The organism is Arthrobacter sp. Y3224055 (assembly GCF_059090825.1).
Genome location: NZ_JBNHGB010000003.1, coordinates 227,734 through 252,345 on the forward strand (window position 1 = coordinate 227,734; position 24,612 = coordinate 252,345).

Genomic DNA, 24,612 nt, shown 5'->3' on the forward strand with positions numbered 1-24,612 from the left:
GACTAAGACTGAGAGTTTGGGCAGCATGAAAACGCTGAAGGTAGCACTGTTGGGATGCGGAAATGTCGGCGCCCAGGTGGCCCGCATCCTGCTTGACGACGCCGATGTGCTGGCCGCACGGACCGGCGCGCGGCTGGAACTGACCGGCATCGCGGTGCGCAATGCCGCCGCCAAACGGGCCGTGGAACTGCCCGCAGAGCTGTTCACCACCGACGCCGCGACCCTGGTCAAGGACGCCGACATCGTGATCGAACTGCTGGGCGGCCTGGAACCGGCCCGGACGCTGATCCGCACCGCGATCGACAACGGCGCCGCCGTCGTCACCGGTAACAAGGCCCTGCTGGCCGCCGACGGCCAGGAGCTGTACGCCCAGGCCGACGACGCCGGCGTCGAACTCTCCTTCGAGGCGGCCGTGGCCGGGGCCATCCCCATCCTGCGGCCGATCCGCGAGTCGCTGGCGGGGGACCGCGTCACCAAGGTGATGGGCATCGTCAACGGAACCACCAACTACATCCTGGACCAGATGGACTCCACCGGCGCCCAGTTCGGCGAGGCGCTGGCCGCCGCGCAGGAGCTCGGCTACGCCGAAGCCGACCCGACCGCCGACATCGAAGGGCATGACGCCGCCGCCAAGGGCGCGATCCTGGCCGGGCTGGCCTTCCACACCGCGGTCAACCTGGCCGACGTCCAGTGCCAGGGCATCAGCTCCGTCTCCGCCGACGACATCGCCGCGGCCCGGGACGCCGGCTACGTGATCAAGCTGCTGGCGATCGCCGAGCGGCTGAGCGGCGCCGACGGCCGCGAGGGCGTGTCCGTGCGCGTCCACCCGACCCTGCTGCCGCGCCAGCACCCGCTGGCCGCCGTGCACGGGGCGTTCAACGCCGTCTTCGTGGAAGCGGAAAACGCCGGCGAACTGATGTTCTACGGCCAAGGTGCCGGCGGCGCGCCGACCGCCTCGGCCGTGGTCGGCGACGTGGTCAGCGCCGCCCGGCGCATGGTCGGCGGCGGCCCGGGCCGGACCGAAACGGCGACCGTGGACCTGCCCACCGTCGGGCTGGACTCGGTGCGGACCAGCTACTACATCGGCCTGGACGTGGCCGACCGGCCCGGCGTGCTGGCCCAGATTGCCGGCGTTTTCGCCGAGCACGGGGTCTCCATCGAGACCATGCGCCAGACCATCCACACCGAGGGCCCGCTGGATCCCGCCCACGACGGCGCCGAGGTGACCGCCGAACTGCGCTTCGTCACCCACCGGGCCTCCGAGGCGTCGCTGGCCGCTACGGTCGAGGCCGTGCGCGGGCTCGACATCGTCAACGCTGTTACCTCTGTCCTGCGAGTAGAAGGAATCTAAGTGGCCCACCAATGGCGCGGCGTCATCCGTGAATACGCGGACCGGCTGCCGGTATCGGAGCAGACCGAGATCATCACCCTCGGCGAAGGCGGCACACCGCTGGTGCAGGCCAAGGCCCTCTCCGAACTGACCGGATCCGAGGTCTACCTCAAGGTGGAGGGGATGAACCCCACCGGCTCCTTCAAGGACCGCGGCATGACCATGGCCATCACCGCGGCCGTGGAGGCCGGCGCCAAGGCGGTGGTCTGCGCGTCCACCGGCAACACCTCCGCCTCCGCTGCCGCCTATGCCACCCAGGCCGGGCTGAAGTGCGCGGTGCTCGTGCCGGCCGGCAAGATCGCCATGGGCAAGATGAGCCAGGCGATCGCGCACGGCGCCGAGATCATCCAGATCAACGGCAACTTCGACAACTGCCTGGAAGTGGCCCGCAAGCTCTCCGAGGCCTATCCGGTGTTCCTGGTCAACTCGGTGAACCCGGCACGCATCCAAGGCCAGAAGACGGCGGCCTTCGAGACCGTCGACTATCTGGGCGACGCCCCGGACATCCACGTGATGCCGGTCGGCAACGCGGGAAACATCACCGCGTACTGGAAGGGGTACCAGGAGTACGCCGCGCCGTACGAATCGGCCATTGCCGGCATGCTCCCGCCGGTCGCCACCAAGACCCCCGTGCTGTGGGGCTTCCAGGCCGCCGGCGCGGCGCCGTTGGTGCTGGGACACCCGGTGACCGAACCGGAGACCATCGCCACCGCCATCCGGATCGGCAATCCGGCCTCCTGGGACACAGCCATCGCCGCACGCGACGAGTCCGGCGGCCTGATCGACTCGGTGACCGACGACGAGATCCTGGCCGCGCACCGCTGGCTCTCCTCCCGCGAGGGCGTCTTCGTGGAGCCCGGCTCCGCGGCAGGCGTCGCCGGCGTGCTCAAGAAGCATGCGGCCGGCGAAGTGCCCGCGGGCAAGACCATCGTCATCACGGTCACCGGCCACGGGCTGAAGGACCCGCAGTGGGCCCTGCAGACCGAGGACGGCAGCGAGGCGGCGCCGGTCAAGGTGGACTTCGACGTGGTCAGCGTGGCCAGCGCCCTGGGTCTTGAGTAGCAGCACCTTGCCGGGGGAGGGCACCGCCGTGGCCGGCCGCATCGCGCCCGGCCAGCGCGTCACCGTGCGGGTTCCGGCCACCAGCGCCAATCTGGGCCCGGGCTTCGACAGCCTGGGCCTGGCCCTGGCCTACTACGACACGGTCACGGTGGAATCGACCGACGACGGCGTCTTCCACGCCTCCGTGAGCGGCGAGGGCGCGGCGGGGCTGCCCGCCGATGAAAGCCACCTGATCATCCGCACCCTGCGCGGCACGCTGCGTGAGGCCGGGTACGACGCCGGCGGGCTGCGCCTGCGGGCCCGGAACCTCATTCCGCACGGCCGCGGCATGGGATCCTCGGCCGCCGCCGTAGTCTCCGCCGTGCTGTTGGCCAACGCGCTGCTGCCGGAGCGGGAACGGCTGGGGGCGGGAGACATCCTGCAGGTTTGCTCGGCGCTGGAGGGCCACCCCGACAACGTGGCTCCGGCCCTGGGCGGACAGCTGGCCATCTCCTGGGAAGAGGCCGGCGTGTTCGCCAGCACCTGCGTGCCGATCTGCCCGGACATCGTGCCCGTGCTGGCCATCCCGGCCTACGAGCTTTCCACGGAAACCGCGCGCAACCTCCTGCCCGCGTCCGTGCCGCACCACGTGGCCGCCGCCAATTCCGGCCGCGCCGCCCTGCTGGTCCACGCGCTGACCCGCGATCCGTCCCTGCTGCGGGCCGGAACCGAAGACTGGCTGCACCAGCGGCACCGGGCACCGGCCATGGAACCCAGCGCCGCGCTGATCGCGGGGCTGCGCAGCCAGGGCCACGCCGCCGTCGTCTCCGGTGCCGGACCCACCGTGCTGACACTCGCCGCCAACGAGGCCGAAGCGGAGCAGGTCCAGCGGGCCATCGCCGCGCACTTGGAACGCCGCGACTCGCCGGGAAACTGGCGGGTGCTGAAACTGGCAGTGGACACAGATGGTGCTAAAGTGGAAGTGCACCCCCGGGATTAACCGGCGAGGACACCTGCCGGATGCTCCGGATCAAGCAAGCCGAGTAGCCGTTTGGGCAGGATCCCCGTTCCAGGTGCAGCCTTTCAGGAGCCTTCCGCGGCACTCAACGGCGTTGCTGCCGGCCATCGGCCGGACAGGACCTCACTCGTTCCATCCGGACGGCTTGTTTCAAGGTTTTTCATCTCTGATCACCCGGACTTGTTTCGGCACGACGCCGCAGGCAATACCGGACCCAGCCGGGCTTCTCATGCAACGGCCGGGTAGCAAACAACGCGGTGCGCTTCATATGCACACCGCCCGACGAGGGGGAAGGATCCTTCGTGACCGAAACCACTGACCTGACCGCAGGTGTGGAAACAATAGACTCTCCTGCACCGAAGAGTGCAGGCCTTGCCGGCCTGAAGCTGGCCCAACTGCAGGTGCTGGCCGGGCAGCTCGGCATCACCGGCGGCTCGCGGATGCGCAAGGGCGACCTGGTCGCCGCGATCTCCGACCACCAGCGTGGCTCCTCCGTGGCCGACCGCACGGCCAAGAAGGCCGAGCAGCCGGTGCGCACCGAAACTTCGGCGGCGAAGGAAGAGACCGCCGCCGCGGCAAGCGGCGGAGCAACCGGCGGCACCGCCGGCGGCGACCTGACCAAAGCGGCGGAGCGGGTCAGCCGCACGCGCAACCGCAACCGCCGCGCCAGCAGCGACGGCACCGTGGCTGCCGCCGACGGGGAAGCAACGGCCGCCACCACCGAGGCCCCGGCCGACACCGCGCCGGCCCAGGCCCCCGCGGCGGACAACGCACCGGGCGACGGCGACGGACGCCAGGAGCGCCGCAGCCGCGGACGCAACCGCCGCTCCGACTCCGGGCAGCAGGACGCGGCCGAGACCAAGGCCGACGCACCGCAGGAAGCTGCCGACGGCAAGCCGGCCGAGGCTCAGCAGGACGAGAAGAGGGACGGCCAGGACGGCGCCGGACAGCAGCAGTCCGGCCGCGGGGACGGCCAGTCCGACCGCCGCAGCCGCAACCGCAACCGCAGCGACGCCGACCGCGACACCCGGGACAACCGGGACAACCGCGATTCCCGCGACACCCGGGAGCGCGACACCCGCGATACGCGCCAGGATGACGGCGACGAGGGCGGCCGCGGCCGCAACCGCAACCGCCGCAACCGCCGCGACAACGACAGCAACAACACCCGCTACCGCGACCGCAACGAGCGTCGCCGCGGCCGCGACCGCGGTCCCGAAGTCGACGACACCGAGATTTCCGACGACGACGTGCTGCTGCCCGTTGCCGGCATCCTGGACGTGCTGGAGAACTACGCCTTCGTGCGCACCTCGGGCTACCTGCCCGGACCGAACGACGTGTACGTCTCGCTGGCCCAGGTCAAGAAGCACAACCTGCGCAAGGGCGACGCCGTCGTCGGCGCCATCCGCGCCCCGCGTGACGGCGATTCCGGCGGCCAGGGCAACCGGCAGAAGTTCAACGCACTGGTCAAGCTCACCTCCGTCAACGGCAAGCCGGTGGAGGAGAACAAGGACCGCGTGGACTTCACCAAGCTGGTCCCGCTGTACCCGTCCGAGCGGCTGCGCCTGGAGACCGAGCCGAAGAAGATCGGCCCCCGCGTCATCGACCTGGTGGCTCCGATCGGCAAGGGCCAGCGCGGCCTGATCGTCTCCCCGCCGAAGGCCGGCAAGACGTTGATCCTGCAGTCCATCGCCAACGCGATCACCACCAACAATCCCGAGGTCCACCTCATGATGGTGCTGGTCGATGAGCGGCCCGAAGAGGTCACGGACATGCAGCGCACCGTCAAGGGCGAGGTCATCGCCTCGACCTTCGACCGTCCCGCCGACGACCACACCACCGTGGCCGAACTGGCCATCGAGCGCGCCAAGCGACTGGTGGAGATGGGCATGGACGTGGTCGTCCTGCTGGACTCGATGACCCGCCTGGGCCGCGCCTACAACCTGGCCGCCCCGGCCTCGGGCCGCATCCTCTCCGGCGGCGTGGACTCCTCGGCGCTGTACCCGCCGAAGCGTTTCTTTGGCGCAGCCCGGAACATCGAAAACGGTGGCTCCCTGACCATCCTCGCCACCGCACTGGTGGAGACCGGGTCCAAGATGGACGAGGTCATCTTCGAGGAGTTCAAGGGCACCGGCAACATGGAACTGCGGCTGTCCCGCTCGCTGGCGGACAAGCGCATCTTCCCGGCCGTCGACGTCAACGCCTCGGGCACCCGGCGTGAGGAGAACCTGCTCTCGCCCGAAGAGGTCAAGATCATGTGGCGCCTGCGCCGCGTCCTCTCCGGTCTGGACACCCAGCAGGCGCTGGAACTGCTCACCGGCAAGATCCGGGAGACGCAGTCCAATGTCGAGTTCCTGATGCAGGTCCAGAAGACGACGCTCGGCTCGAAGGCCGAGAACGACAAGTAGCTGGGTTACCGCTCAGAATTTTCTCCGGCCCCGCCCCTTCGCGCGGAGGCTCTCGTCCTACGGACTCGAGCCTCCGCGCTACGGCAGGCCCGATGCCACTCCCGGGCCGGAGAAAGATTCTGAGCGGCTTGTCGTTTAAGGCGCCTTACCTGCCGTCCCTTTCGTTGCTATTTAGACTTGTTGTGAGTCGAAAGAGGTTTGAAGATGTTTGAGTCCGTTCAGGGGCTTCTTGACGAGCACGCCGAGCTCCAGAAGGAATTGAGCGACCCTGCCGTCTATTCCGACCAGGCCCGGGCCCGGAAGCTGGGGCGGCGGTCGGCGGAGCTGAACGGCATCGTCGAGGCGTACAAGCGCTGGTCGCACCTGGCGGACGACCTCGAAGCGACACGCGAGCTCGCCGACGAGGATCCCGAACTGGCAGCCGAGGTGCCCGGACTCGAAGCCGAACTCGAAATCGCCCAGGAACGGCTCCGCCGCCTGCTGATCCCGCGCGATCCGGACGACGCGCGCAACGTGATCATCGAGGTCAAGGGCGGCGAAGGCGGCGACGAGGCGGCACTGTTCGCCGGCGACCTGCTCCGGATGTACATGCGCTACGCCGAATCCCGCGGTTGGAAAACCGAGATCATCTCCGCGACCGAGTCCGACCTGGGCGGCTACAAGGACGTCCAGATGGCCATCAAGGGCAACTCCAACGACCCGTCCGAAGGCGTCTGGGCCAGGCTCAAGTTCGAGGGCGGCGTGCACCGGGTCCAGCGCGTCCCGGTGACCGAATCGCAGGGCCGCATCCACACCTCCGCCGCAGGCGTACTGGTGCTTCCGGAAGTGGACGAGCCGGAAGAAGTGGATATCCATCAGAACGACCTGAAGATCGACGTTTACCGTTCCTCGGGTCCGGGCGGCCAGTCGGTGAACACCACCGACTCGGCGGTGCGCATCACCCACCTGCCCACCGGCATCGTGGTCGCGATGCAGAACGAAAAGTCCCAGCTGCAGAACCGCGAGGCCGGCATGCGCGTGCTCCGGGCGCGGCTGCTGGCCCACCAGCAGGAGCAGATCGACGCCGCGAACTCCGAGACGCGCAAGTCGCAGATCCGCACCATGGACCGGTCCGAGCGCATCCGTACGTACAACTTCCCGGAAAACCGGATTGCCGACCACCGCACCGGCTACAAGGCCTACAACCTGGACGCGGTGATGAACGGTGAACTGGAACCGGTGATCCAGTCCGCCATCCAGGCGGACGAGGAACACCGGCTGGCCGCCCTGGGCGAGGAAAACTAGCCGGCAGTGCCCGCCACGAACCTGGCCCACGCCCTGTCCGCCGCCGCCGCGCGGCTGGCCGAGGCCGGCGTCCCCTCGCCGCGGGTGGACGCCGAACTGCTCGCCGCCCACCTGCTGAACGTCTCCCCGGGGCGGGTCCGCGCGCTGGCCCTGCTGGGAGCGGAAGCTCCGCCCGGGCTCGAGGACCTGGTGGCCGAGCGGGCCACCCGCATCCCGCTGCAGCACATCACCGGCCGCGCCTATTTCCGGCATCTCGAACTGCAGGTGGGACCGGGCGTGTTCGTCCCGCGGCCGGAAACCGAAACCGTTGCCCAGCACGCGATCGACCGCGCCCGCGCCCTGCCCGCGGCCAAAGTGGTGGACCTGGGCACCGGCTCCGGCGCGATCGCCGCCGCCGTGGCCAGCGAAGTTCCCACGGCCACCGTCTACGCGGTGGAACTGAGCGCCCTCGCCCACGCCTGGGCCGAACGGAACCTGGCGCCCCTGGGCGTCACCCTCGTGCGGGAGGACCTGCGCACCGCGCTGTCCGCGCACGACGGAACGTTCGACGTCGTCGTCTCCAATCCGCCGTACATCCCCTCCGAAGCGGTCCCGCGCGAGCCCGAAGTGGCCGAGCACGACCCGCAGATGGCGCTCTACGGCGGGGGAGCGGACGGCATGGAACTGCCGGCGGCGACGGCGGCGACGGCCGCGCGGCTGCTGAAGCCGGGCGGCCATTTCATCATGGAGCACGCCGAAGTCCAGGCCGCTGCCGTGCACTCCCTCCTGCGCTCGGCCGGATGCTGGGACCAGGTAGCCACCCGTTACGATCTGACCGGGCGCGAGCGGGCCACGTCGGCCCGACGGTTATGAGAATGGAACAATGAGTCTGTGAGCACTACGTATAACTGCGACGACGCCGCCGCCCGCAGCGAGGGACTGGCGGCAGCCCAGGCCGCCATCGCCGACCGGCAGTGCGTTGTCCTGCCGACCGATACCGTCTACGGGATCGCCGCCGACGCGTTCTCGCCGCAGGCCGTGGCCACCCTGCTGGCCGCCAAGGGACGCGGGCGCAAAATGCCCCCGCCGGTGCTGGTGCCGCGGCCGCAGACCATGGACGGGCTGGCCACCGATGTGGGCGACGAGGCCCGGGCCCTCGCCGACACCTTCTGGCCCGGCGGGCTGACCCTGATTTTCCGCGCCCAGCCGTCGCTGACCTGGGACCTGGGCGAGACCAAGGGCACCGTCGCCCTGCGCATGCCCGACGACGAACTGGCGCTGGAACTGCTGGCGGCCACCGGGCCGCTGGCCGTGTCCTCCGCGAACCGCACCGGGCAGCCGTCGGCGCAGACGGCCGCGCAGGCCAAGGAACAGTTGGCCGAGTCGGTGGAGGTCTACCTGGAAGACGGCTTCCGGCCCGTCGACGGCACGACCGCGGTTCCCTCCACCATCGTCGACTGCACCTCCGCCACGCTGCGGGTGGTCCGCGAGGGCACGATCAGCCTGGAAACACTGCGCACCGTCGTGCCGGGCATCCTGGGCCTGGGGGAGACCGTAGAGGCATGAGCCACGATTCCGCTCTTCCCCGCGGCAAGACCGCCAGCAGCGACCGGGCCCTGTGGCTCTGGTCGCAGATCCTGCTGGACTCCCTGGCCTGGGTCCTGGCCATCGTGCTGGCCGTCTTCCTGCGCTACGAGATGACGCTGAGCCTGACCAAGATTCCCGGCATCATTCTGCTCTGCGCGGTGGCCATCGCGGCCCAGATGGCCGTCGGGTCTGCGTTCGCCCTCTATAAGGGCCGCTACAGTTTCGGCAGCTTCCACGAGGCCAAGCTGCTGGTCATGGTGACGATCTCGGTGTCGTTGATCCTCAGCGTCGGACTGCTGCTGTTCGGCATCTCGCTGGGCATCGCGCGCGGCACCGGCCTGATTGCCTTCCCGTTCGCCTGCCTGTTCATGGCCGCCGTCCGCTACCTGAAGCGGATGTATGTGGAAAGCAAGGCCAAACCGGGCGACGAGGCGGAGCGGACGCTGATCTACGGCGCCGGTTTCGTCGGCAACAACATTGTGACCCGGATGAGCAACGATCCGGCCTCGCCCTGGCTGCCGGTGGGGCTGATCGACGACGATCCGGCCAAAAAGCACCTGCGCATCGCCTCCGTCCCGGTGCTGGGCCGGATGGAGGACCTGCCGGAGATCGCCCACCGCACCGGGGCGACCGTGCTGCTGGTGGCGATCGCGGACATCGACTCCGCGCGGATGCGGCAGATCTCCGACAGCATCGCGGGCCGGAATATGCGGGTGCTGGTGGTGCCGCCGCTGAAGGAAATGCTCACCGGCCGCCAGGACTTCTCCTTCCGCGAGGTGGACATCGAGGACCTCATCGGCCGGCAGCCCGTGGATATCCACGTCGAAGAGATTGCCCACTATGTCACCGGCAAGCGCGTGCTCGTCACCGGCGCCGGCGGGTCCATCGGTTCCGAGCTGTGCCGCCAGATCCACGCGTTCCAGCCGGCCGAGCTGATCATGCTGGACCGCGACGAGACCGGGCTGCAGGGCACGCAGATCTCGATCACCGGCAAGGGCCTGCTCACGGGCAGGGACACCGTGCTGGCCGACATCCGCGACCCCGCCGCCCTCGAGGCCATCTTCCTCGACCGGAAGCCGGAAGTGGTGTTCCACGCCGCGGCGCTCAAGCACGTGTCGCTGCTGGAGCAGTACCCGGAGGAGGCCTGGAAGACCAACGTGCTCGGTTCGCTGAACGTGCTGCGCGCGGCCCGCGCCGCGCACGTGGCGACCTTCGTCAACATCTCCACCGACAAGGCTGCCAACCCAACCACCGTGCTGGGCCATTCCAAGCGCGTGGCGGAAAAGCTGACGGCCTGGGTGGCGCAGCAGACCGGGCAGAAGTACGTCTCCGTTCGGTTCGGCAACGTGCTGGGCAGCCGCGGCTCGGTGCTGCCGCTGTTCAGCGAGCAGATCCGCAAGGGCGGTCCGGTCACGGTCACCGACGCCGCGGCCACCCGGTTCTTCATGACGATTCCGGAAGCCTGCCAGCTGGTGATCCAGGCCGGCGCGATAGGCAGCGGCGGGGAAGTGCTGATCCTCGACATGGGCGAACCGGTGAAGATCCTGGACGTCGCCGAGCGGATGATCGCGATGTCGGGCAAGGACGTGGAAATTGTCTTCACCGGCCTGCGCCCCGGCGAAAAGCTGCACGAGGACCTGATCGGTGAGGGCGAAAGCGATTCCCGTCCCCTGCACCCCAAAATCTCGCACGCCTCCATCGAGGGCCTGGACCCGAACCTGATGAGCCTGGCCGAGTGGAAGAGCCGGCAGGACCTGATCTCGGCCTCAACCGGGGCGATAAACGTGGTCCCGGCGGGAGCGGCCGCTGACGACGAACTCGACGACGTGGTCCCGGCGGCAGTGGCCGCCGACGACGTGGTCCCGCCGGCAGCGGCGGCCGACGACGAACTGGAGGCCGGGCTCAAGGACGACGGGCGGGAGCGGGCGTCGTGACCGCAGCCGTGGTGGCCGTTGCCGCGGCCCTCCTGCTCAGCCTGTTGCTGCCGTTCGCGCTGATCCCGGTGCTGAAGCGGCTGGGCGTGCTCGACGTGCCGAACGAGCGGTCCTCGCACACCCGCGTCGTCGTCCGCGGCGTGGGCATCACGGTGGCGGCCGGGCTGCTGGCGGGGCTGCTGATCGCCGCGCTCGGAGGCGCCGTCGAGGCGCCGCAACTGCTGCTCGCGGTCGCCGGGGTGGCCGCCGCCGCCGCGCTGTTGGGCTGGATCGAAGACTTCCGGGGACTGTCCATCCGTGGCCGGGCCGCGCTGCAGTTGGGCATCGGACTCGGCGGCACCGCACTGGCCATCGGACTCACCGGCCAGACGTGGTGGTGGCTGCCGCTGGGCGCCCTCGCCCTGGCGGCCTACATCAACATCGCCAACTTCATGGACGGCATCAACGGGATTTCCGGGTTGCACGGCACGGCCGTCGGACTGATGTTCGCCGCTACCGGCGCCATCACCGGCCACGGCTGGCTGATGGTCGGCGGGACCGTGGTGGCGGCCGCCTTTGTGGCGTTCCTGCCCTGGAACCTGGGCCGCGGGAACGTCTTCCTGGGCGACGTCGGCAGCTACTTGCTGGGGGCAGGCCTGGCCATGCTGGGCATCACCGCCTTCTTGGACGGCGTGCAGGCGGAGTACCTGCTGGGTCCGGTGGCCATCTACCTGGCCGACACGCTCGCCACGCTGCTGCGCCGGATCAGCGCGGGGGAGCGGTGGTACACGCCGCACCGCCAGCACGCCTACCAGCGGCTGACGGACGTGGGCTTCAGCCACGTGCAGTCGGCGCTGCTGGTCACCGGCTGTACGTTGCTGACCGGTTTCTGCGGCTATCTGGCGGCCGAATCGGGCCTCGCGGGCAAGGCGGCAGCCATCGCCGCGTGCGCCGCCGTCGTTGTTTTTTATCTGCGGGCGCCGGTGCTCTTCAGCCGCCGCTCATCCAACGCCGCCAACCGGGCGGCGTAACGGCGGGGCCCGACTCGTCGGCAAGTTCTATCTCATGTAGAATAAACCCGGCCGTTCCGGCCCGCCCCGCACCGCGATCGAAAACGGACTACCAATGCGCGCTTCACGCCACGACGGCCACCCCGCCGCTGGCGCAGCTGTCGCTGCATCCGGTCCCACCCGGTCGCCGTGGCTGAAGATCCTGCGGTCCGCCCTGGTCGCCGGCGGTGCAACCGCCGGGCTGGTCATCGTGATGTCGACGGTGGCGGCGGGTGCGGCCGGTGCCCTGAGTGCCCTGCTCGGCGCGACGCTGGTGGTGCTGTTCTTCGCGATCAGCCTGCTGGTGGGCCACTACGTGGGGCGGTCCAATCCTTCCGGCGCCATCGGTGCCTTCATCGCCACCTACATCATCAAAGTAGTGGGCTTTGGGGCGGCTCTCTTCCTCATCGGCACCCCGATGTGGCTCGAGCGGACCTGGTTCTTTGTTGCGGCGGTGGCCACCGTGGTGGTCTGGCAGGCGGCCGAAGTGTTCGCCTTCTCGCGCACCCGGCACCAGTTGTACGCCGACCCCGAACCGGAGCCGGCGGACCGTCGGCAGCATTCGGAAGGGGAAATCGGACATGGCCTCTAAAGGCACATCCGGCCCCGCGCGGAGCGGTTCCGGGGACGATTCCACCTACCAGGGCGGCAACACCGTCCTCACCTATATCCTTGGCGGGATCATCGCCTGGGGTTTGGTAGGCTGGGGTTTGGACTATCTGTTGGATACCCGCTGGCTGATTTTCGTCGGCGCCGTTCTGGGCGCTGGAGGCGGATATTATCTGGCCCGCAAACACAACCTCACGCGCGGCGCCCGGCGCCGCCATGAGGATGGCGCGGGGGACCACACCTAAATGTCAGAAAACTTTATATGGTGGCCTGCCTCGATGGCGACCCACCCTGAAACGCCCAAAGATGGACACTGCAGAGAGGAAACGCGTTGATCGCGCTTGCGCTTCCGGCGGCCGCTGATGAAGGTGGCTTCGTCCCACCGAGCCTCGAAGATATGCATCTACCGGAGGTTCTCCCGTGGATGGCCCCGTACGGTGAGGGCTTCGGCAAGCAGATGCTGCTGGTCCTGCTGTCCGTCGCACTGATTTCCTGGTTCTTCGTGGCAGCCTCCCGCCGCCGCCAGCTTGTTCCCGGCAAGCTGCAGCACCTGGGCGAAATGAGCTACAACTTCGTCCGCAACTCGGTGGGCAAGGACATCATCGGTGAGCGCGACTTCAGGCCGTTCGTCCCGCTGCTGATGGCACTGTTCTTCTTCATCCTGGTGAACAACCTCTTCGGCTCCATTCCGCTGCTGCAGCTGCCGACCCCGTCGCACGTGGGCACGGCCTACGCCCTGGCCGGCGTCGTCTACATTACGTGGATCGTCCTGGGCATCAAGAAGCACGGCATCGCCTACTTCAAGCTCGCCGTCGTTCCGTCCGGCGTGCCGAAGGCGATCCTCCCGCTGGTCGTCCTCATCGAAATCATCTCCACCTTCCTGGTCCGCCCGGTCACGCACAGCCTGCGTCTCTTCGCCACCATGCTGGCCGGCCACCTGATCATCATGCTGGCTGCCGCCGGATCCGAATTCCTGATCATGGATGCCGACTTCTGGTTGAAGCCGCTGGGCATCCTGACGCTGGCCGGCGGCGTGGGCATGTACTTCTTCGAAATCCTGATCCAGGTCCTGCAGGCGTACGTGTTCGTCCTGCTGACCGCGATCTACATCCAAGGCTCCTTGGCCGAGGAACACTAAATTTCCCCGCTGGGGAAGAACCTGAACCAACAACCTGCCCATTGGGGCATCTTGAAAGGAAAATAATGGAAGGCAATATCAACCTCGTCGGTTACGGTCTCTCCGCTATCGGCGGTGCCATCGGTGTGGGCCTCGTGTTCGCTGCTTACATCAACGGCGTTGCCCGCCAGCCGGAGGCACAGCGCGTGCTGCAGCCGATCGCATTCCTGGGTCTCGCGCTGACTGAAGCTTTGGCCATTCTTGGTCTGGTGTTCGCGTTCGTCCTCTAACAGGGCAACGCGGACCATCCACACCGAGTAGATAGGACGGGTGAGATATGAATCAGGCTATGATCCTCGCCGCCGCGGAGGGTGCAAACCCTCTGATCCCTAACGTCTGGGAAATCGTCGTCACGCTGATCGGCTTCGCGATTCTCATGTACATCGTCGCCAAGTTCGTCGTTCCGGCGTTCGAGAAGACGTATGCGGAGCGCACCGAAGCCATCGAGGGCGGGATTGCCAAGGCGGAGGCCGCCCAGGCCGAAGCCAGCGCTGCGTTGGACGAGTACAAGCAGCAGTTGATGGACGCCCGCGCGGAAGCCAACCGCATCCGCGAGGACGCCCGCGCCGAAGGCGCCCAGATCCTGGCGGAGCTGAAGGAAAAGGCCCAGGCAGAGGCTGCACGCATCAGCGAGCAGGCCCAGGTCCAGATTGATGCAGAGCGTCAGGCAGCCGTGACATCGCTGCGCAGCGAAGTCGGCACCCTGGCCACCGAACTGGCCGGCAGGATTGTCGGCGAGTCGCTGAACGACGACGCGCGCGCTGCCCGCGTCGTGGACCGCTTCCTCGCCGACCTTGAGTCTCAGAGTGCAGGTGCTGCTAAATAATGGCCGGTGTATCGAGCGAGTCACTGAAAGCGGCACAGCAGGAACTGGAGGCTAAGCTTCCCACCGCTTCGCTGTCCCTGGCAGAGGAACTCTTTGGGATCCTGGGCCTGCTGGACAGCAATGCCGGTCTGCGCCGTGCCCTGACCGATCCGGCGCGCGACAGCAGCGAGAAGGCCGACATGTTCGGCCGCCTCCTCGAGGGGAAGGTCTCGGCGGATGCCCGGGCCATCGCCACCTCGTTGGCTGCCGCGCGTTGGGCCTCTGCGCGCGACATCGGGGACGCCTTGGAGACCTTGGCGGCCACGACGGCTGTCGCAGTCGCAGAGGGCCAGGGTGTTGACGGACTCGAAGGTCTGGAGAGGGACCTGTTCGCGTTCAACCGCATTGTCGGGTCGGACCACGGCCTGCAGCGTGCCCTGCTGGAACCCCAGGCTTCGGACGAAGCCAAATCGGCGCTGGCGCTGAAGCTGGTGCCGGCCGCGGGCCCCGTGGCACAGCTGCTGATCCGGCAGGCGGTAACCGCCCCGCGCGGCATCAAGCCCACGGCCCTGGTAGAGCGGTTCATCCAGTTGGTGGCCAAGCGCCAGCAGCGTTGGATCGCGGAGGTCAGCGTTACCCGTCCGCTGACCAGCGAACAGATGAGCCGCCTGCAGGCCGGGCTCAACCGGTTGTACGGCCGGGAGCTGCGGATCCACTTCAACGTGGATCCACGGCTGGTTGGCGGCGTGCGGGTCATGGTCGGGGATGAGGTCGTGGATGCGTCCGTGATCTCCCGCCTGGCCGAGCTCCGCCGGAGTCTCGCGGTTTAGCCTCCTCGCGGAGACTGGGCCGGAAGCCTCACACAGACTGAAAAACACACCGGTCGTCGCGCACCACGCGATGATCATAAACACAGGAGAGCAGGGACTGCAGATGGCCGAATTGACCATCAACGCCGACGACGTCCGCAATGCGCTGAACGAGTTCGCGGCGTCCTATGAACCCGGAAGCGCCGAGCGGGTCGAAGTCGGCCACGTGACCACCGCCAGCGATGGCATCGCCCGTGTCGAGGGTCTTCCCTCGGCCATGGCGAACGAACTGCTGCGTTTCGAGAACGGCGTCCTGGGCCTGGCCCAGAACCTCGACACCCGCGAAATCGGCGTGGTGATCCTCGGTGAATTCACCGGCATCGAAGAAGGCATGGAAGTTCACCGCACCGGTGAGATCCTGTCCGTACCGGTCGGCGACGCCTTCCTCGGCCGCGTCGTGGACCCGCTGGGCCTGCCCATCGACGACAAGGGCCCGATCGAATCGCACGAGCGCCGCGCACTGGAGCTGCAGGCTCCCGGCGTTACCCAGCGCAAGTCCGTGCACGAGCCGCTGCAGACCGGCATGAAGGCCATCGACGCGATGATCCCGATCGGCCGCGGACAGCGCCAGCTGATCATCGGCGACCGCCAGACCGGCAAGACCGCCATCGCCGTCGACGCCATCTTGAACCAGAAGGCCAACTGGGAGTCCGGCGACGTCAACCGGCAGGTCCGCTGCATCTACGTGGCGATCGGCCAGAAGGCCTCGACCATCGCCGCCGTCCGCCAGACCCTGGAGGACAAGGGTGCGCTGGAGTACACCACCATCGTGGCGTCCCCGGCCTCCGATCCCGCCGGCTTCAAGTACCTGGCGCCCTACGCCGGTTCTGCCATCGGCCAGCACTGGATGTACTCCGGCAAGCACGTCCTGATCATCTTTGATGATCTCTCCAAGCAGGCCGAAGCCTACCGCGCCGTGTCGCTGCTGCTGCGCCGCCCGCCGGGACGCGAAGCCTACCCGGGCGACGTGTTCTACCTGCACTCCCGCCTGCTGGAGCGTTGCGCCAAGCTCTCCGACGAGCTGGGCGCGGGTTCGATGACCGGCCTGCCGATCATCGAGACCAAGGCGAACGACGTCTCGGCCTACATCCCGACCAACGTCATCTCCATCACGGACGGCCAGATCTTCCTGCAGTCCGACCTGTTCAACGCCAACCAGCGTCCCGCCGTGGACGTCGGCGTGTCCGTCTCCCGCGTGGGCGGTGCGGCACAGGTCAAGGCCATGAAGAAGGTCTCCGGCACGCTGAAGCTGGACCTGGCCCAGTACCGGGACATGCAGGCGTTCGCCATGTTCGCCTCGGACCTCGATGCGGCGTCGCGCCAGCAGCTGACCCGCGGTGCACGCCTCATGGAACTGCTGAAGCAGGGCCAGTACACGCCGTACCCGGTGGAAAACCAGGTCGTGTCCATCTGGGCCGGCACCAACGGCTACCTGGACGATGTTCCGGTCGAGGACGTCACCCGGTTCGAGACCGAGTTCCTCTCGCACCTGCGGCACCGCAGCTCGGTGCTGACGACGATCGCCCAGACGAATCTGCTCGAGGATTCGACCGTGGACGAGTTGAAGTCGCAGATCGTGGACTTCAAGCAGGGCTTCTTCGGGGAGGGCGACAGCCGTCTGGTCGGCGCCGGCCACGAAGAGTACGACCCCCTGGCCGAAGACGAAGTCGCCCAGGAACAGATCGTCAAGCAGAAGCGCTAATTCATCTTCGTTGGCCGGGCGGAACCACTTGAGGGTTCCGTCCGGCCGCCGAGGACGAGGAAAGGAAGAGTATGGGAGCCCAGATTCGGGTCTACCGCCAGAAGATCGCATCGACTTCGTCGCTGCGGAAGATCTTCAAGGCGATGGAGCTGATCGCCGCCTCACGCATTGGCAAGGCCCGCAGCCGCGTCGCGGCCTCGTTGCCGTACGCCAATGCGATCACCCGTGCCGTTTCTGCCGTGGCCTCGCAGTCCGAGATCGACCATCCGCTGACCACCGAGCCGGAGCAGATCCGCAGGGCCGCCGTGCTCGTGCTGACCTCCGACCGCGGTCTGGCGGGATCGTACTCCGCGTCGGTGCTGAAGCAGGCCCAGTCCCTGACCGAGCTGCTTCATGGAGAAGGCAAGGAAGTCCGCCACTACCTGGTCGGCCGTAAGGCGCAGGCCTACTTCGACTTCCGGAACATTCAGTACCAGCAGGTCTGGACGGGCGGAACGGACGCTCCTGAGTTCGCGACCGCCCGCGAGATCGGCGAGGCACTGCTCTCCGACTTCAACACGCCGTATGAGGACGGTGGCGTAGACGAGCTCCACATTGTCTACACCCGCTTCAAGTCCATGGTTACCCAGGAGCCCGCGGTCATCCGACTGCTGCCGCTGGAGGTCGTGGAAGAAGAGGCCACCGCAGAGACCGATCTGCTGCCGCTGTACGAGTACGAGCCGGAGCCCGAGCAGGTTTTGGACGCACTGCTGCCGCGCTACATCGAGTCGCGCATCTTCGCAGCCCTGCTCCAGGCCGCTGCCAGCGAGCTCGCTGCACGCCAGCGCGCGATGAAGTCGGCCAGCGACAACGCCACGGACCTGATCGAGAAGTACACCCGTCTGCGCAACAACGCGCGCCAGGCAGAGATTACGCAGGAACTCACCGAGATTGTCGGTGGCGCGGACGCCCTGGCGGCGTCCTGATAAGTCCCTGCAGCAACAGCACACATAACCACGCCATCGAAACTGAGAAGTGAGAAAGATGACTGCCCAAACCATCGAGCACGGAACCGGTTCCGTCGCTACGGGCGCTACCGGCCGTATCGCCCGTGTCATCGGCCCGGTTGTCGACGTCGAATTTCCGGCGGACGCAATCCCCGCAATGTACAACGCCCTCACCGCTGAGGTGACCCTCAACGGCGAGACCCGCACCATCACCTTCGAGACCTCGCAGCACCTGGGCGACAACCTGGTCCGCGCGATCTCGCTGCAGGCCACCGACGGCCTGGTCCGCGGCACCACGGTCCAGGACGCCGGCTCCCCGATCACCGTGCCCGTGGGCGACGGCGTCAAGGGCCACATCTTCAACGTCCTGGGCGAGCCGCTCGACGTCGAAGCGTCCCAGCTGGAAATCACCGAGCGCTGGCCGATCCACCGCAAGGCACCGAACTTCGCCGAGCTGGAAGGCTCCACCGAGATGCTGGAGACCGGCATCAAGGTGATCGACCTGCTGACCCCGTACATCAAGGGCGGCAAGATTGGCCTCTTCGGCGGCGCCGGCGTGGGCAAGACCGTGCTGATCCAGGAAATGATCACCCGTGTGGCCCGCAACTTCGGCGGCACGTCGGTGTTCGCCGGCGTTGGCGAGCGTACCCGCGAGGGCAACGACCTCTGGGTAGAAATGGAAGAAGCCGGCGTGCTCAAGGACACCGCGCTGGTGTTCGGCCAGATGGATGAGCCGCCGGGAACGCGTCTGCGCGTGGCCCTGTCCGCCCTGACCATGGCGGAGTACTTCCGCGATGTGCAGAAGCAGGACGTGCTGCTGTTCATCGACAACATCTTCCGCTTCACGCAGGCCGGTTCCGAGGTTTCCACGCTGCTGGGCCGCATGCCCTCGGCCGTGGGCTACCAGCCGAACCTGGCCGACGAGATGGGCGTGCTGCAGGAACGCATCACCTCCACCAAGGGCCACTCGATCACCTCGATGCAGGCGATCTACGTCCCCGCGGACGACTACACCGACCCGGCACCGGCGACGACCTTCGCCCACCTGGACGCCACCACGGAGCTGTCCCGTGAAATCGCCTCGCGCGGCCTGTACCCGGCCGTGGATCCGCTGACCTCGACGTCGCGCATCCTGGATCCGCAGTACATCGGGCAGGACCACTACAACACCGCGGTCCGCGTGAAGCAGATCCTGCAGAAGAACAAGGAACTGCAGGACATCATTGCCATCCTCGGCATTGACGAACTGGGCGAAGAGGACAAGATCGTCGTCGCCCGCGCCCGCCGCATCCAGCAGTTCCTGTCGCAGAACACCTACACCGCCAAGCAGTTCACCGGCGTCGAGGGTTCCACGGTCTCCATCAAGGACACCGTGGAAGGCTTCCGGGCCATCTGCGACGGCGAGCTCGACCACATCGCCGAGCAGGCCTTCTTCAACGTGGGCGGCCTGGACGACGTGGAGCGCCAGTGGGCCAAGATCCAGGAACAGACCGGGAAGTAAGGCCTGTGGCTAATATTTCTGCTGAACTGGAAGTTGAGATTGTTGCCGCCGACCACTTCGTGTGGTCCGGCCCGGCAACAATGGTCAGGGCGCGGACCAGCGACGGCGAGATCGGGATCCTGCCCGGGCACAGCCCGGTGCTGGCGGTCCTGGCCGCCGGCGAGCTGGTCATCGAGCCGGTCTCCGGTGAGCGCATCAACGTGAATGTCGACGGCGGGTTTTTCTCTGTCGACAGCAACCGGGTCGTCATCGTCGCAGACAACGCGACGGTGGGCGACGAGGCTACGGCGGGAACCCGCTAGCCGCCGGTGAACGGTCTCGACGTCACGTTCGCCATACTGGCCGCAGTCTTCCTGCTGCTGGTGTTGGCACTGGTCGCCTTCGGGGTGCGCCGCTACCAGCTGCGGCGCGCCCTTGGCACCTTCGACGCCTCCATCGCCATGCTGCCCGGCAGCTGGCAGATGGGGGTTTGTCGTTATACGGACACGCACCTGGAATGGCTGCGCCTGTTGTCGTTGAGCCCCAAACCGCGCTATCGGTTCCGGCGCAGTTCGCTGGAACTGCAGGGCTGGCGGCAGCCGACCGAAACCGAGCGGGCCAAGATCCAGCCCGGTGCGATCGTCGTGATGCTCACGCACGAAAAACAGGATCTGTCGATGGCCATGACCTTCGACGTCTATGCGGGTCTCTCGTCCTGGCTGGAAGCCGGGCCGGTGATCGGCATCGGCACCTGGCGCTGAGATCCCTCTGCGGCGCGGCTCTTCCAGGAGCCGCGCCGTCCGTCTTTAACCGGCCCAGCCGTTCGTAACCGGCGCAGTCCCGCCCCAACCGTAGGATGGTTTCCATGGAGAACGTGATCGTGGTGCATGGCCCCAGCTCGCTGAACGGGCGGGTGGAGGTTCCCGGCGCCAAGAACAGCGTCCTGAAGCTGATGGCCGCGGTGCTGTTGGCACAGGGCCGTTCCACGATCACGAATGTGCCGGACATCCAGGACGTCTGGATCATGTCGGAACTGCTGCGTCGGCTCGGCTGCGGGGTGGATTACGACGTGGACGCCGCCAGCGTCCACATCGACGTACCGGAGGCGCCGGCCCACCAGGCAGACTACGACCTGGTCCGCGCCATGCGGGCCTCCATTTCCGTGCTCGGCCCGCTCGTGGCACGTTGCCGGCAGGCGGAAGTGGCACTGCCCGGGGGAGACGCCATCGGCAGCCGCGGCCTGGACATGCACCGGGCCGGGCTGGAACAGATGGGCGCCCACATCAGCATCGACCACGGCTACCTGGTGGCCAAGGCGCCGCAGGGGCTGCACGGGACCCACCACCGCCTGCCGTATCCGTCGGTCGGCGCCACCGAAAACCTGATGATGGCCGCGACCCTGGCCCGGGGAGTGACGGTGATCGACAACGCGGCGCGGGAACCGGAGATCACCGACATCGCGGACCTGCTGGTCTCGATGGGTGCCCGGATCGAAGGGATCGGCTCGCCCACGCTGGTCATCACCGGCGTGGAGAGCCTGCAGCCCGTGCGCCACAGCACCGTGCCGGACCGGATCGTCGCCGGGACCTGGGCCTTCGCAGCTGCCGTCACCGGTGGAACGGTGGACGTGGCCAGGTCCAACCCCGGCCACCTGGCCGTGGTCCTGGACAAGCTGGAACAGGCCGGCTGCCGGATCACCAGCAGGGACGACGGATTCACGGTGGAAGGACCGGAGCGCCCGCGGCCGATCAACGTCTCCACGCTGCCGTACCCCGGCTTTCCCACGGACCTGCAGCCGTTCGTCGTCGCGCTGAATGCCGTGGCGGACGGGCACGGCATGGTGACGGAAAACGTCTTCGAAGCGCGCTGGGGTTTCACCTCCGAACTGGCCCGGCTGGGAGCGGTGGTGCGGCTGGACGGGCACCACGCGCTGATCAAGGGGGTGCCGCAGCTCTCCGGCGCACCGGTCGAGGCCAACGACATCCGGGCCGGCGCCGCGCTGGTGATCGCGGGGCTGGTGGCCGACGGCACCACCGAGATCCACGGCGTCGAGCACATTGACCGGGGATACGAGCGGTTCGACGAACGCCTGCGCGCACTGGGCGGAGACGTGGTCCGGCTGGGACCGCCGAAGCTTCCCGCCTGACGCCGCAGCGTCCGACGCCGGAATACACAGAACCCCTCCGAAGGCATCGGAGGGGTTCTGTGTGTGTGGCGGTGCCGTGGAGGGCCCGCCCTGCCAAGCCGAAGCTAGATGACAGTGACGCCGGTGGCCTGGGGGCCCTTGGCGCCCTGGCCGATCTCGAAGCTCACGCGCTGGTTTTCGTCGAGGGTCTTGAATCCGCCCGACTGGATTTCAGAGTAGTGAACGAAGACGTCGCCGTCGGCCTCATCCGGTGTGATGAAGCCGAAGCCCTTTTCCGCGTTAAACCACTTAACGGTCCCCTGTGCCATTTAAATCTCCTCATCGTGAAACAAAAACAAGCCGGCACACCTCGTACCAACCCGGTTACTCCGTGGAAGATCCAAACGACACGGCCTGGGGGCCGGACGCCGTGGAGCTTCACACTCGCAACACGTCTTGCGAGCATGAAAACCACACCTACACAAAGACTGAGTTAAGCATCACATAAGCCCCATGGGCGGTCAACGGTACAAAGAACAATTCAATCTTTTATTAAGCGAGAGTTCGGCGCGGGGTTAATTACCGCCAGGCGGGCGACGAGCGCGGCACCAGCGGCAGGAGAGCGCGCGCTGTTGCACGCCCGCCGGAGCGTCAGAACAGGCGGGAGTCGGCGTCGTCCACGCCGCGCATCTCGTCGTAATCGAGGGTCAGGCATTCAATGCCCCGGTCGGCGGCAAGCACGCGCGCCTGCGGCTTGATCTGCTGGGCCGCGAAAATGCCCTTGACCGGAGCCAGCAGGGGATCGCGGTTGAGCAGCTCCAGATAGCGGGTCAGCTGTTCCACGCCGTCGATGTCGCCGCGGCGCTTGAGCTCCACGGCCACGGTCCCGCCGTCGGCGTTGCGGGCCAGGATGTCCACCGGCCCGATCGCCGTCATGTATTCGCGCCGCACCAGGGTGTGGCCGGGGCCGAGGCGGTGGATCTGTTCGGCCAGCAGGCGCTGCAGGTCGGCCTCCACGCCGTCCTTGACCAGCCCAGGGTCCACGCCCAGGTCGTGGCTGTATTCGTGCAGGTGCTCGTGGATGCTGATCACCAGGCGGTCGTCGCTCTTGGCATGCTGGACATGCCAGACTTCGCGGACGCCCGAGGAGGCGTCGTCGGCCTCCGGCTCCGCCACCCGGAGATTCGCCGGCGGGCTCATCCAGTTGAGCGGCTTGTAGGAACCGCCGTCGGAATGGATCAGGACGGAGCCGTCCGCCTTCACCATCAGCAGGCGGGTGGCCAGCGGCAGGTGGGCGCGGAGGCGGCCGATGTAGTCGACGGAGCAACGGGCAATGACAAGACGCACAGTAGGCCACTTTACCGGTGCCGGCTGCGTGGTCGGTCCGGTGCCGCGGCGGGCGGGCGCGGTGCGGCCGGGGCCGCGCCGGTGGGGCAGAATGGTCGCATGCCCCGTTCCAACCGCCCGCGCCGCCGCTCAGGGGCGGGCAGCAGCAAGTGGACGCGGGCCAACGAGCTGGACCTGGACCGCGCCCGCGCCGGCATTCCGGAGCGCCAGAACGCGCCCGACGGCGAATGGAACGTGCGGCGCATCACCCCGTCGAACGCCGCCAAGGAGTACACCTGCCCGGGCTGCAACCGGACGATCGGCCCGGGGATCGAGCACCTCGTCGCCTGGCAGGCCGACTCGCTGTTCGGCGGCGAGACGGCGCTGGCCGAGCGGCGGCACTGGCATCCGCGCTGCTGGCAGACCCGCAGTTTCCGCTACCGCTGACCCGGCCTCAGTTCCGGTCCTGCCGGACGATGAAGACGTCCTTCAGCAGCAGCATCACCGACGCCGCGGCCGGAATCGCCATCAGGGCGCCCAGCACACCCATCAGCGAACCGCCGGCAATCACGGCGATCACGGCAACGGCGCCGGGGACGGCCACCGCGCGCTGCATGATGCGCGGCGAGACGAAGTAGGCCTCGATCTGCAGGTAGGCAAAGTAGATGACGGCGAACAGCAGCGCCGGCTGCCAGCCCACGGTCAGGGCAACCAGCGAGACGAACCCGCCGGCGATCACGGCCCCGATCAGCGGGATGAAGGCCAGCAGGCCGACGACGAAGGTCAGCAAGGCCGTGAACGGCACCTGCGCAATGGTCATGGCTATAAACGCCACCGCCGCGTTGATCAGGGCCACGCAGGCCTGGCCGATCACATAGCTGCCCACGCTGCCGGTGATTTCTTCGGACAGGCGCTGCACCTGTCGCCGCTTGGACCGCGGAGCGAGCCGGTAGGCCCACACCTTCAGCGCCGGGAGCGACGCCAGGAAGTACAGCGTGAGCACCAGCACGATCAGCGCCCCGAACGCACCCTGGAGCACGGCACTGCCGACGCCGAGAACGCCGCCGAAGATGCCCGTGACGTTCTCGGAACTGGCAAAGAACCGCTCCAGTTCGATGTCGATGCGTTCCCGGACCTGGAACTGCGCATCGATCGTCTGGAAGAAGGCCGAGTTCAGGATGTCCTCGACATAGCGCGGAGCGTTGGCCACGATCTGCGTGGTCTGGTTGACGATGGTCGGGATGAGCGTGGAGATGAACGCCGCGATCAGCCCGGCCAGGATCAGCACCACAATGATGACCCCGGCCGGACGCGGCAGCCCCTTGCTTTCCAGCCAGCGGACGATTGGATCGAGCCCCAGGGCAATGAAGAGCGCCGCCGCGATCCACGCCAGCAGCTCGCCGACGTTGGTCAGCACAAAGTAGAGCAGCAGCGCGAAACCGACGCCGACCGTGGCCATGAATCCGAAGTGGATCGGGTGCCGGGCGGGGGAGAACTCGGTGCCTGCGGCACCGTCGCGGGCGGCGGCGGGGGAATCGTCCTCGGGCGGCATCTGGAAGCGGACGCGCGGCCGGGCGCGGGGCATCGAGGCGCCGAGGCGCCCGAGGGCGCCGAGCACGGCGTGCCGGCGAGCCGCCATGACCGGCGTCGAGGCCGGAGAGCCGGCCGTCGCGGCGAGATCCGTGGCCGGCGCGGCGGGATCCGGGGCCGGTGCCGCGAGGTCGGCGGGCTGGCCCTCGGCCGGCGATCCGTTGCCGGCGGCGGGCGTGGGAGCATCCCGGGGTTCGCTCACGCAGCATCCTCTCTTCCGCCTGCAGCCGCTGAAGCAGCGGGCGGGCGCACTTGTCACGCGCTAAGCAACAAC

At 67.8% G+C, this 24,612-nt stretch carries 24 protein-coding genes and 1 pseudogene; 22 read left to right on the plus strand and 3 right to left on the minus strand.

The features are described 5' to 3' along the window. The first annotated feature begins 25 nt into the window (after positions 1 to 25). From AC5RTY_RS09220 to murA, 21 genes and pseudogenes are all read left to right on the plus strand, one after another. Entirely contained in the window at positions 26 to 1,351 is a 1,326-nt protein-coding gene (locus AC5RTY_RS09220) for a homoserine dehydrogenase (RefSeq protein WP_494139490.1), read from the plus strand. Next, complete coding sequence (gene thrC, locus AC5RTY_RS09225) at positions 1,352 to 2,452, plus strand: threonine synthase (protein ID WP_494022823.1); 1,101 nt, start codon at positions 1,352 to 1,354, stop codon at positions 2,450 to 2,452. It abuts the gene before it with no gap. Beyond that, positions 2,445 to 3,431, plus strand: a complete 987-nt coding sequence (gene thrB / locus AC5RTY_RS09230; protein ID WP_494139427.1) for a homoserine kinase — start codon at positions 2,445 to 2,447, stop codon at positions 3,429 to 3,431. Before thrC ends, thrB begins: the two co-directional genes overlap by 8 nt. Before the next feature lie 320 nt (positions 3,432 to 3,751). After that, positions 3,752 to 5,857: a transcription termination factor Rho gene (rho, locus tag AC5RTY_RS09235; protein ID WP_494139428.1), complete on the plus strand. Its 2,106-nt coding sequence runs from the start codon at positions 3,752 to 3,754 to the stop codon at positions 5,855 to 5,857. Between the two features lie 204 nt (positions 5,858 to 6,061). Further along, a complete protein-coding gene (gene prfA / locus AC5RTY_RS09240; protein ID WP_494000132.1) occupies positions 6,062 to 7,141 on the plus strand; it encodes a peptide chain release factor 1 in 1,080 nt (359 codons plus the stop codon). 6 nt (positions 7,142 to 7,147) lie between these two features. Beyond that, complete coding sequence (gene prmC / locus AC5RTY_RS09245; protein ID WP_494139429.1) at positions 7,148 to 7,993, plus strand: peptide chain release factor N(5)-glutamine methyltransferase; 846 nt, start codon at positions 7,148 to 7,150, stop codon at positions 7,991 to 7,993. An 18-nt stretch (positions 7,994 to 8,011) separates the two neighbouring features. Then, positions 8,012 to 8,671: pseudogene (locus tag AC5RTY_RS09250) on the plus strand (L-threonylcarbamoyladenylate synthase); the annotation flags it as partial. 11 nt (positions 8,672 to 8,682) lie between these two features. Continuing rightward, positions 8,683 to 10,641 (plus strand): polysaccharide biosynthesis protein, encoded by a 1,959-nt coding sequence (locus AC5RTY_RS09255; RefSeq protein ID WP_494022826.1) that lies wholly within the window; start codon positions 8,683 to 8,685, stop codon positions 10,639 to 10,641. Then, positions 10,638 to 11,651, plus strand: a complete 1,014-nt coding sequence (locus AC5RTY_RS09260) for an MraY family glycosyltransferase (RefSeq protein WP_494139430.1) — start codon at positions 10,638 to 10,640, stop codon at positions 11,649 to 11,651. The genes AC5RTY_RS09255 and AC5RTY_RS09260 overlap by 4 nt, the downstream gene beginning before the upstream one ends. 94 nt (positions 11,652 to 11,745) lie before the next feature. Continuing rightward, a complete protein-coding gene (locus AC5RTY_RS09265; RefSeq protein ID WP_494012428.1) occupies positions 11,746 to 12,261 on the plus strand; it encodes a Cg1360 family ATP-synthase-associated protein in 516 nt (171 codons plus the stop codon). Next, positions 12,251 to 12,523, plus strand: coding sequence for a hypothetical protein (locus AC5RTY_RS09270; protein WP_494012427.1), 273 nt, complete (start codon positions 12,251 to 12,253; stop codon positions 12,521 to 12,523). Before AC5RTY_RS09265 ends, AC5RTY_RS09270 begins: the two co-directional genes overlap by 11 nt. Positions 12,524 to 12,609: 86 nt before the next feature. Further along, entirely contained in the window at positions 12,610 to 13,416 is an 807-nt protein-coding gene (atpB, locus tag AC5RTY_RS09275) for a F0F1 ATP synthase subunit A (RefSeq protein ID WP_494012426.1), read from the plus strand. Between the two features lie 65 nt (positions 13,417 to 13,481). Further along, on the plus strand, positions 13,482 to 13,685 hold the full coding sequence (gene atpE / locus AC5RTY_RS09280) for an ATP synthase F0 subunit C (RefSeq protein WP_074701684.1): 204 nt from the start codon (positions 13,482 to 13,484) through the stop codon (positions 13,683 to 13,685). Between the two features lie 47 nt (positions 13,686 to 13,732). Beyond that, complete coding sequence (locus tag AC5RTY_RS09285; RefSeq protein WP_494012425.1) at positions 13,733 to 14,281, plus strand: F0F1 ATP synthase subunit B; 549 nt, start codon at positions 13,733 to 13,735, stop codon at positions 14,279 to 14,281. Further along, positions 14,281 to 15,090, plus strand: coding sequence for a F0F1 ATP synthase subunit delta (locus AC5RTY_RS09290; protein WP_494012424.1), 810 nt, complete (start codon positions 14,281 to 14,283; stop codon positions 15,088 to 15,090). The genes AC5RTY_RS09285 and AC5RTY_RS09290 overlap by 1 nt, the downstream gene beginning before the upstream one ends. Positions 15,091 to 15,193: 103 nt before the next feature. Beyond that, positions 15,194 to 16,831 (plus strand): F0F1 ATP synthase subunit alpha, encoded by a 1,638-nt coding sequence (gene atpA / locus AC5RTY_RS09295; protein ID WP_494000121.1) that lies wholly within the window; start codon positions 15,194 to 15,196, stop codon positions 16,829 to 16,831. A gap of 71 nt (positions 16,832 to 16,902) precedes the next feature. Next, a complete protein-coding gene (locus AC5RTY_RS09300; protein ID WP_493979721.1) occupies positions 16,903 to 17,796 on the plus strand; it encodes a F0F1 ATP synthase subunit gamma in 894 nt (297 codons plus the stop codon). A 58-nt stretch (positions 17,797 to 17,854) separates the two neighbouring features. Then, positions 17,855 to 19,318, plus strand: a complete 1,464-nt coding sequence (atpD, locus tag AC5RTY_RS09305; RefSeq protein ID WP_494012423.1) for a F0F1 ATP synthase subunit beta — start codon at positions 17,855 to 17,857, stop codon at positions 19,316 to 19,318. 5 nt (positions 19,319 to 19,323) lie between these two features. Beyond that, positions 19,324 to 19,620 (plus strand): F0F1 ATP synthase subunit epsilon, encoded by a 297-nt coding sequence (locus tag AC5RTY_RS09310; protein WP_494000118.1) that lies wholly within the window; start codon positions 19,324 to 19,326, stop codon positions 19,618 to 19,620. A gap of 6 nt (positions 19,621 to 19,626) precedes the next feature. Then, positions 19,627 to 20,058: a DUF2550 domain-containing protein gene (locus AC5RTY_RS09315; protein WP_493989254.1), complete on the plus strand. Its 432-nt coding sequence runs from the start codon at positions 19,627 to 19,629 to the stop codon at positions 20,056 to 20,058. 104 nt (positions 20,059 to 20,162) lie between these two features. Beyond that, positions 20,163 to 21,443, plus strand: coding sequence for a UDP-N-acetylglucosamine 1-carboxyvinyltransferase (gene murA, locus AC5RTY_RS09320; RefSeq protein ID WP_494012422.1), 1,281 nt, complete (start codon positions 20,163 to 20,165; stop codon positions 21,441 to 21,443). A 104-nt stretch (positions 21,444 to 21,547) separates the two neighbouring features. On the opposite strand, the gene AC5RTY_RS09325 is transcribed toward murA, so the two are convergent. Both AC5RTY_RS09325 and nucS read right to left on the minus strand, forming a co-directional pair. Beyond that, complete coding sequence (locus tag AC5RTY_RS09325) at positions 21,548 to 21,751, minus strand: cold-shock protein (protein ID WP_136787594.1); 204 nt, start codon at positions 21,749 to 21,751, stop codon at positions 21,548 to 21,550. A gap of 322 nt (positions 21,752 to 22,073) precedes the next feature. Next, the gene (nucS, locus tag AC5RTY_RS09330) at positions 22,074 to 22,769 is read right to left on the minus strand and encodes an endonuclease NucS (RefSeq protein ID WP_494000115.1); all 696 of its coding nucleotides are present in this window, start codon (positions 22,767 to 22,769) and stop codon (positions 22,074 to 22,076) included. 99 nt (positions 22,770 to 22,868) lie between these two features. On the opposite strand from nucS, the gene AC5RTY_RS09335 reads away from it, so the two are divergent. Beyond that, on the plus strand, positions 22,869 to 23,195 hold the full coding sequence (locus AC5RTY_RS09335; protein ID WP_494000114.1) for an Rv1322 family protein: 327 nt from the start codon (positions 22,869 to 22,871) through the stop codon (positions 23,193 to 23,195). 7 nt (positions 23,196 to 23,202) lie between these two features. Here AC5RTY_RS09335 and AC5RTY_RS09340 read toward each other — a convergent pair whose 3' ends face one another. Further along, positions 23,203 to 24,540: an AI-2E family transporter gene (locus AC5RTY_RS09340; RefSeq protein WP_494139431.1), complete on the minus strand. Its 1,338-nt coding sequence runs from the start codon at positions 24,538 to 24,540 to the stop codon at positions 23,203 to 23,205. Positions 24,541 to 24,612 lie beyond the last annotated feature (72 nt).

Excerpts from the sequence above, each read along its gene's own strand:
- AC5RTY_RS09220 (WP_494139490.1), top strand. The coding sequence starts at position 26 with ATGAAAACGCTGAAGGTAGCACTGTTGGGATGCGGAAATGTCGGCGCC.
- prfA (WP_494000132.1), top strand. The coding sequence starts at position 6,062 with ATGTTTGAGTCCGTTCAGGGGCTTCTTGACGAGCACGCCGAGCTCCAG.
- AC5RTY_RS09255 (WP_494022826.1), top strand. The coding sequence starts at position 8,683 with ATGAGCCACGATTCCGCTCTTCCCCGCGGCAAGACCGCCAGCAGCGAC.
- AC5RTY_RS09265 (WP_494012428.1), top strand. The coding sequence starts at position 11,746 with ATGCGCGCTTCACGCCACGACGGCCACCCCGCCGCTGGCGCAGCTGTC.
- AC5RTY_RS09270 (WP_494012427.1), top strand. The coding sequence starts at position 12,251 with ATGGCCTCTAAAGGCACATCCGGCCCCGCGCGGAGCGGTTCCGGGGAC.
- atpE (WP_074701684.1), top strand. The coding sequence starts at position 13,482 with ATGGAAGGCAATATCAACCTCGTCGGTTACGGTCTCTCCGCTATCGGC.
- AC5RTY_RS09285 (WP_494012425.1), top strand. The coding sequence starts at position 13,733 with ATGAATCAGGCTATGATCCTCGCCGCCGCGGAGGGTGCAAACCCTCTG.
- AC5RTY_RS09290 (WP_494012424.1), top strand. The coding sequence starts at position 14,281 with ATGGCCGGTGTATCGAGCGAGTCACTGAAAGCGGCACAGCAGGAACTG.
- atpA (WP_494000121.1), top strand. The coding sequence starts at position 15,194 with ATGGCCGAATTGACCATCAACGCCGACGACGTCCGCAATGCGCTGAAC.
- AC5RTY_RS09300 (WP_493979721.1), top strand. The coding sequence starts at position 16,903 with ATGGGAGCCCAGATTCGGGTCTACCGCCAGAAGATCGCATCGACTTCG.
- atpD (WP_494012423.1), top strand. The coding sequence starts at position 17,855 with ATGACTGCCCAAACCATCGAGCACGGAACCGGTTCCGTCGCTACGGGC.
- murA (WP_494012422.1), top strand. The coding sequence starts at position 20,163 with ATGGAGAACGTGATCGTGGTGCATGGCCCCAGCTCGCTGAACGGGCGG.
- AC5RTY_RS09325 (WP_136787594.1), bottom strand. The coding sequence starts at position 21,751 with ATGGCACAGGGGACCGTTAAGTGGTTTAACGCGGAAAAGGGCTTCGGC.
- AC5RTY_RS09335 (WP_494000114.1), top strand. The coding sequence starts at position 22,869 with ATGCCCCGTTCCAACCGCCCGCGCCGCCGCTCAGGGGCGGGCAGCAGC.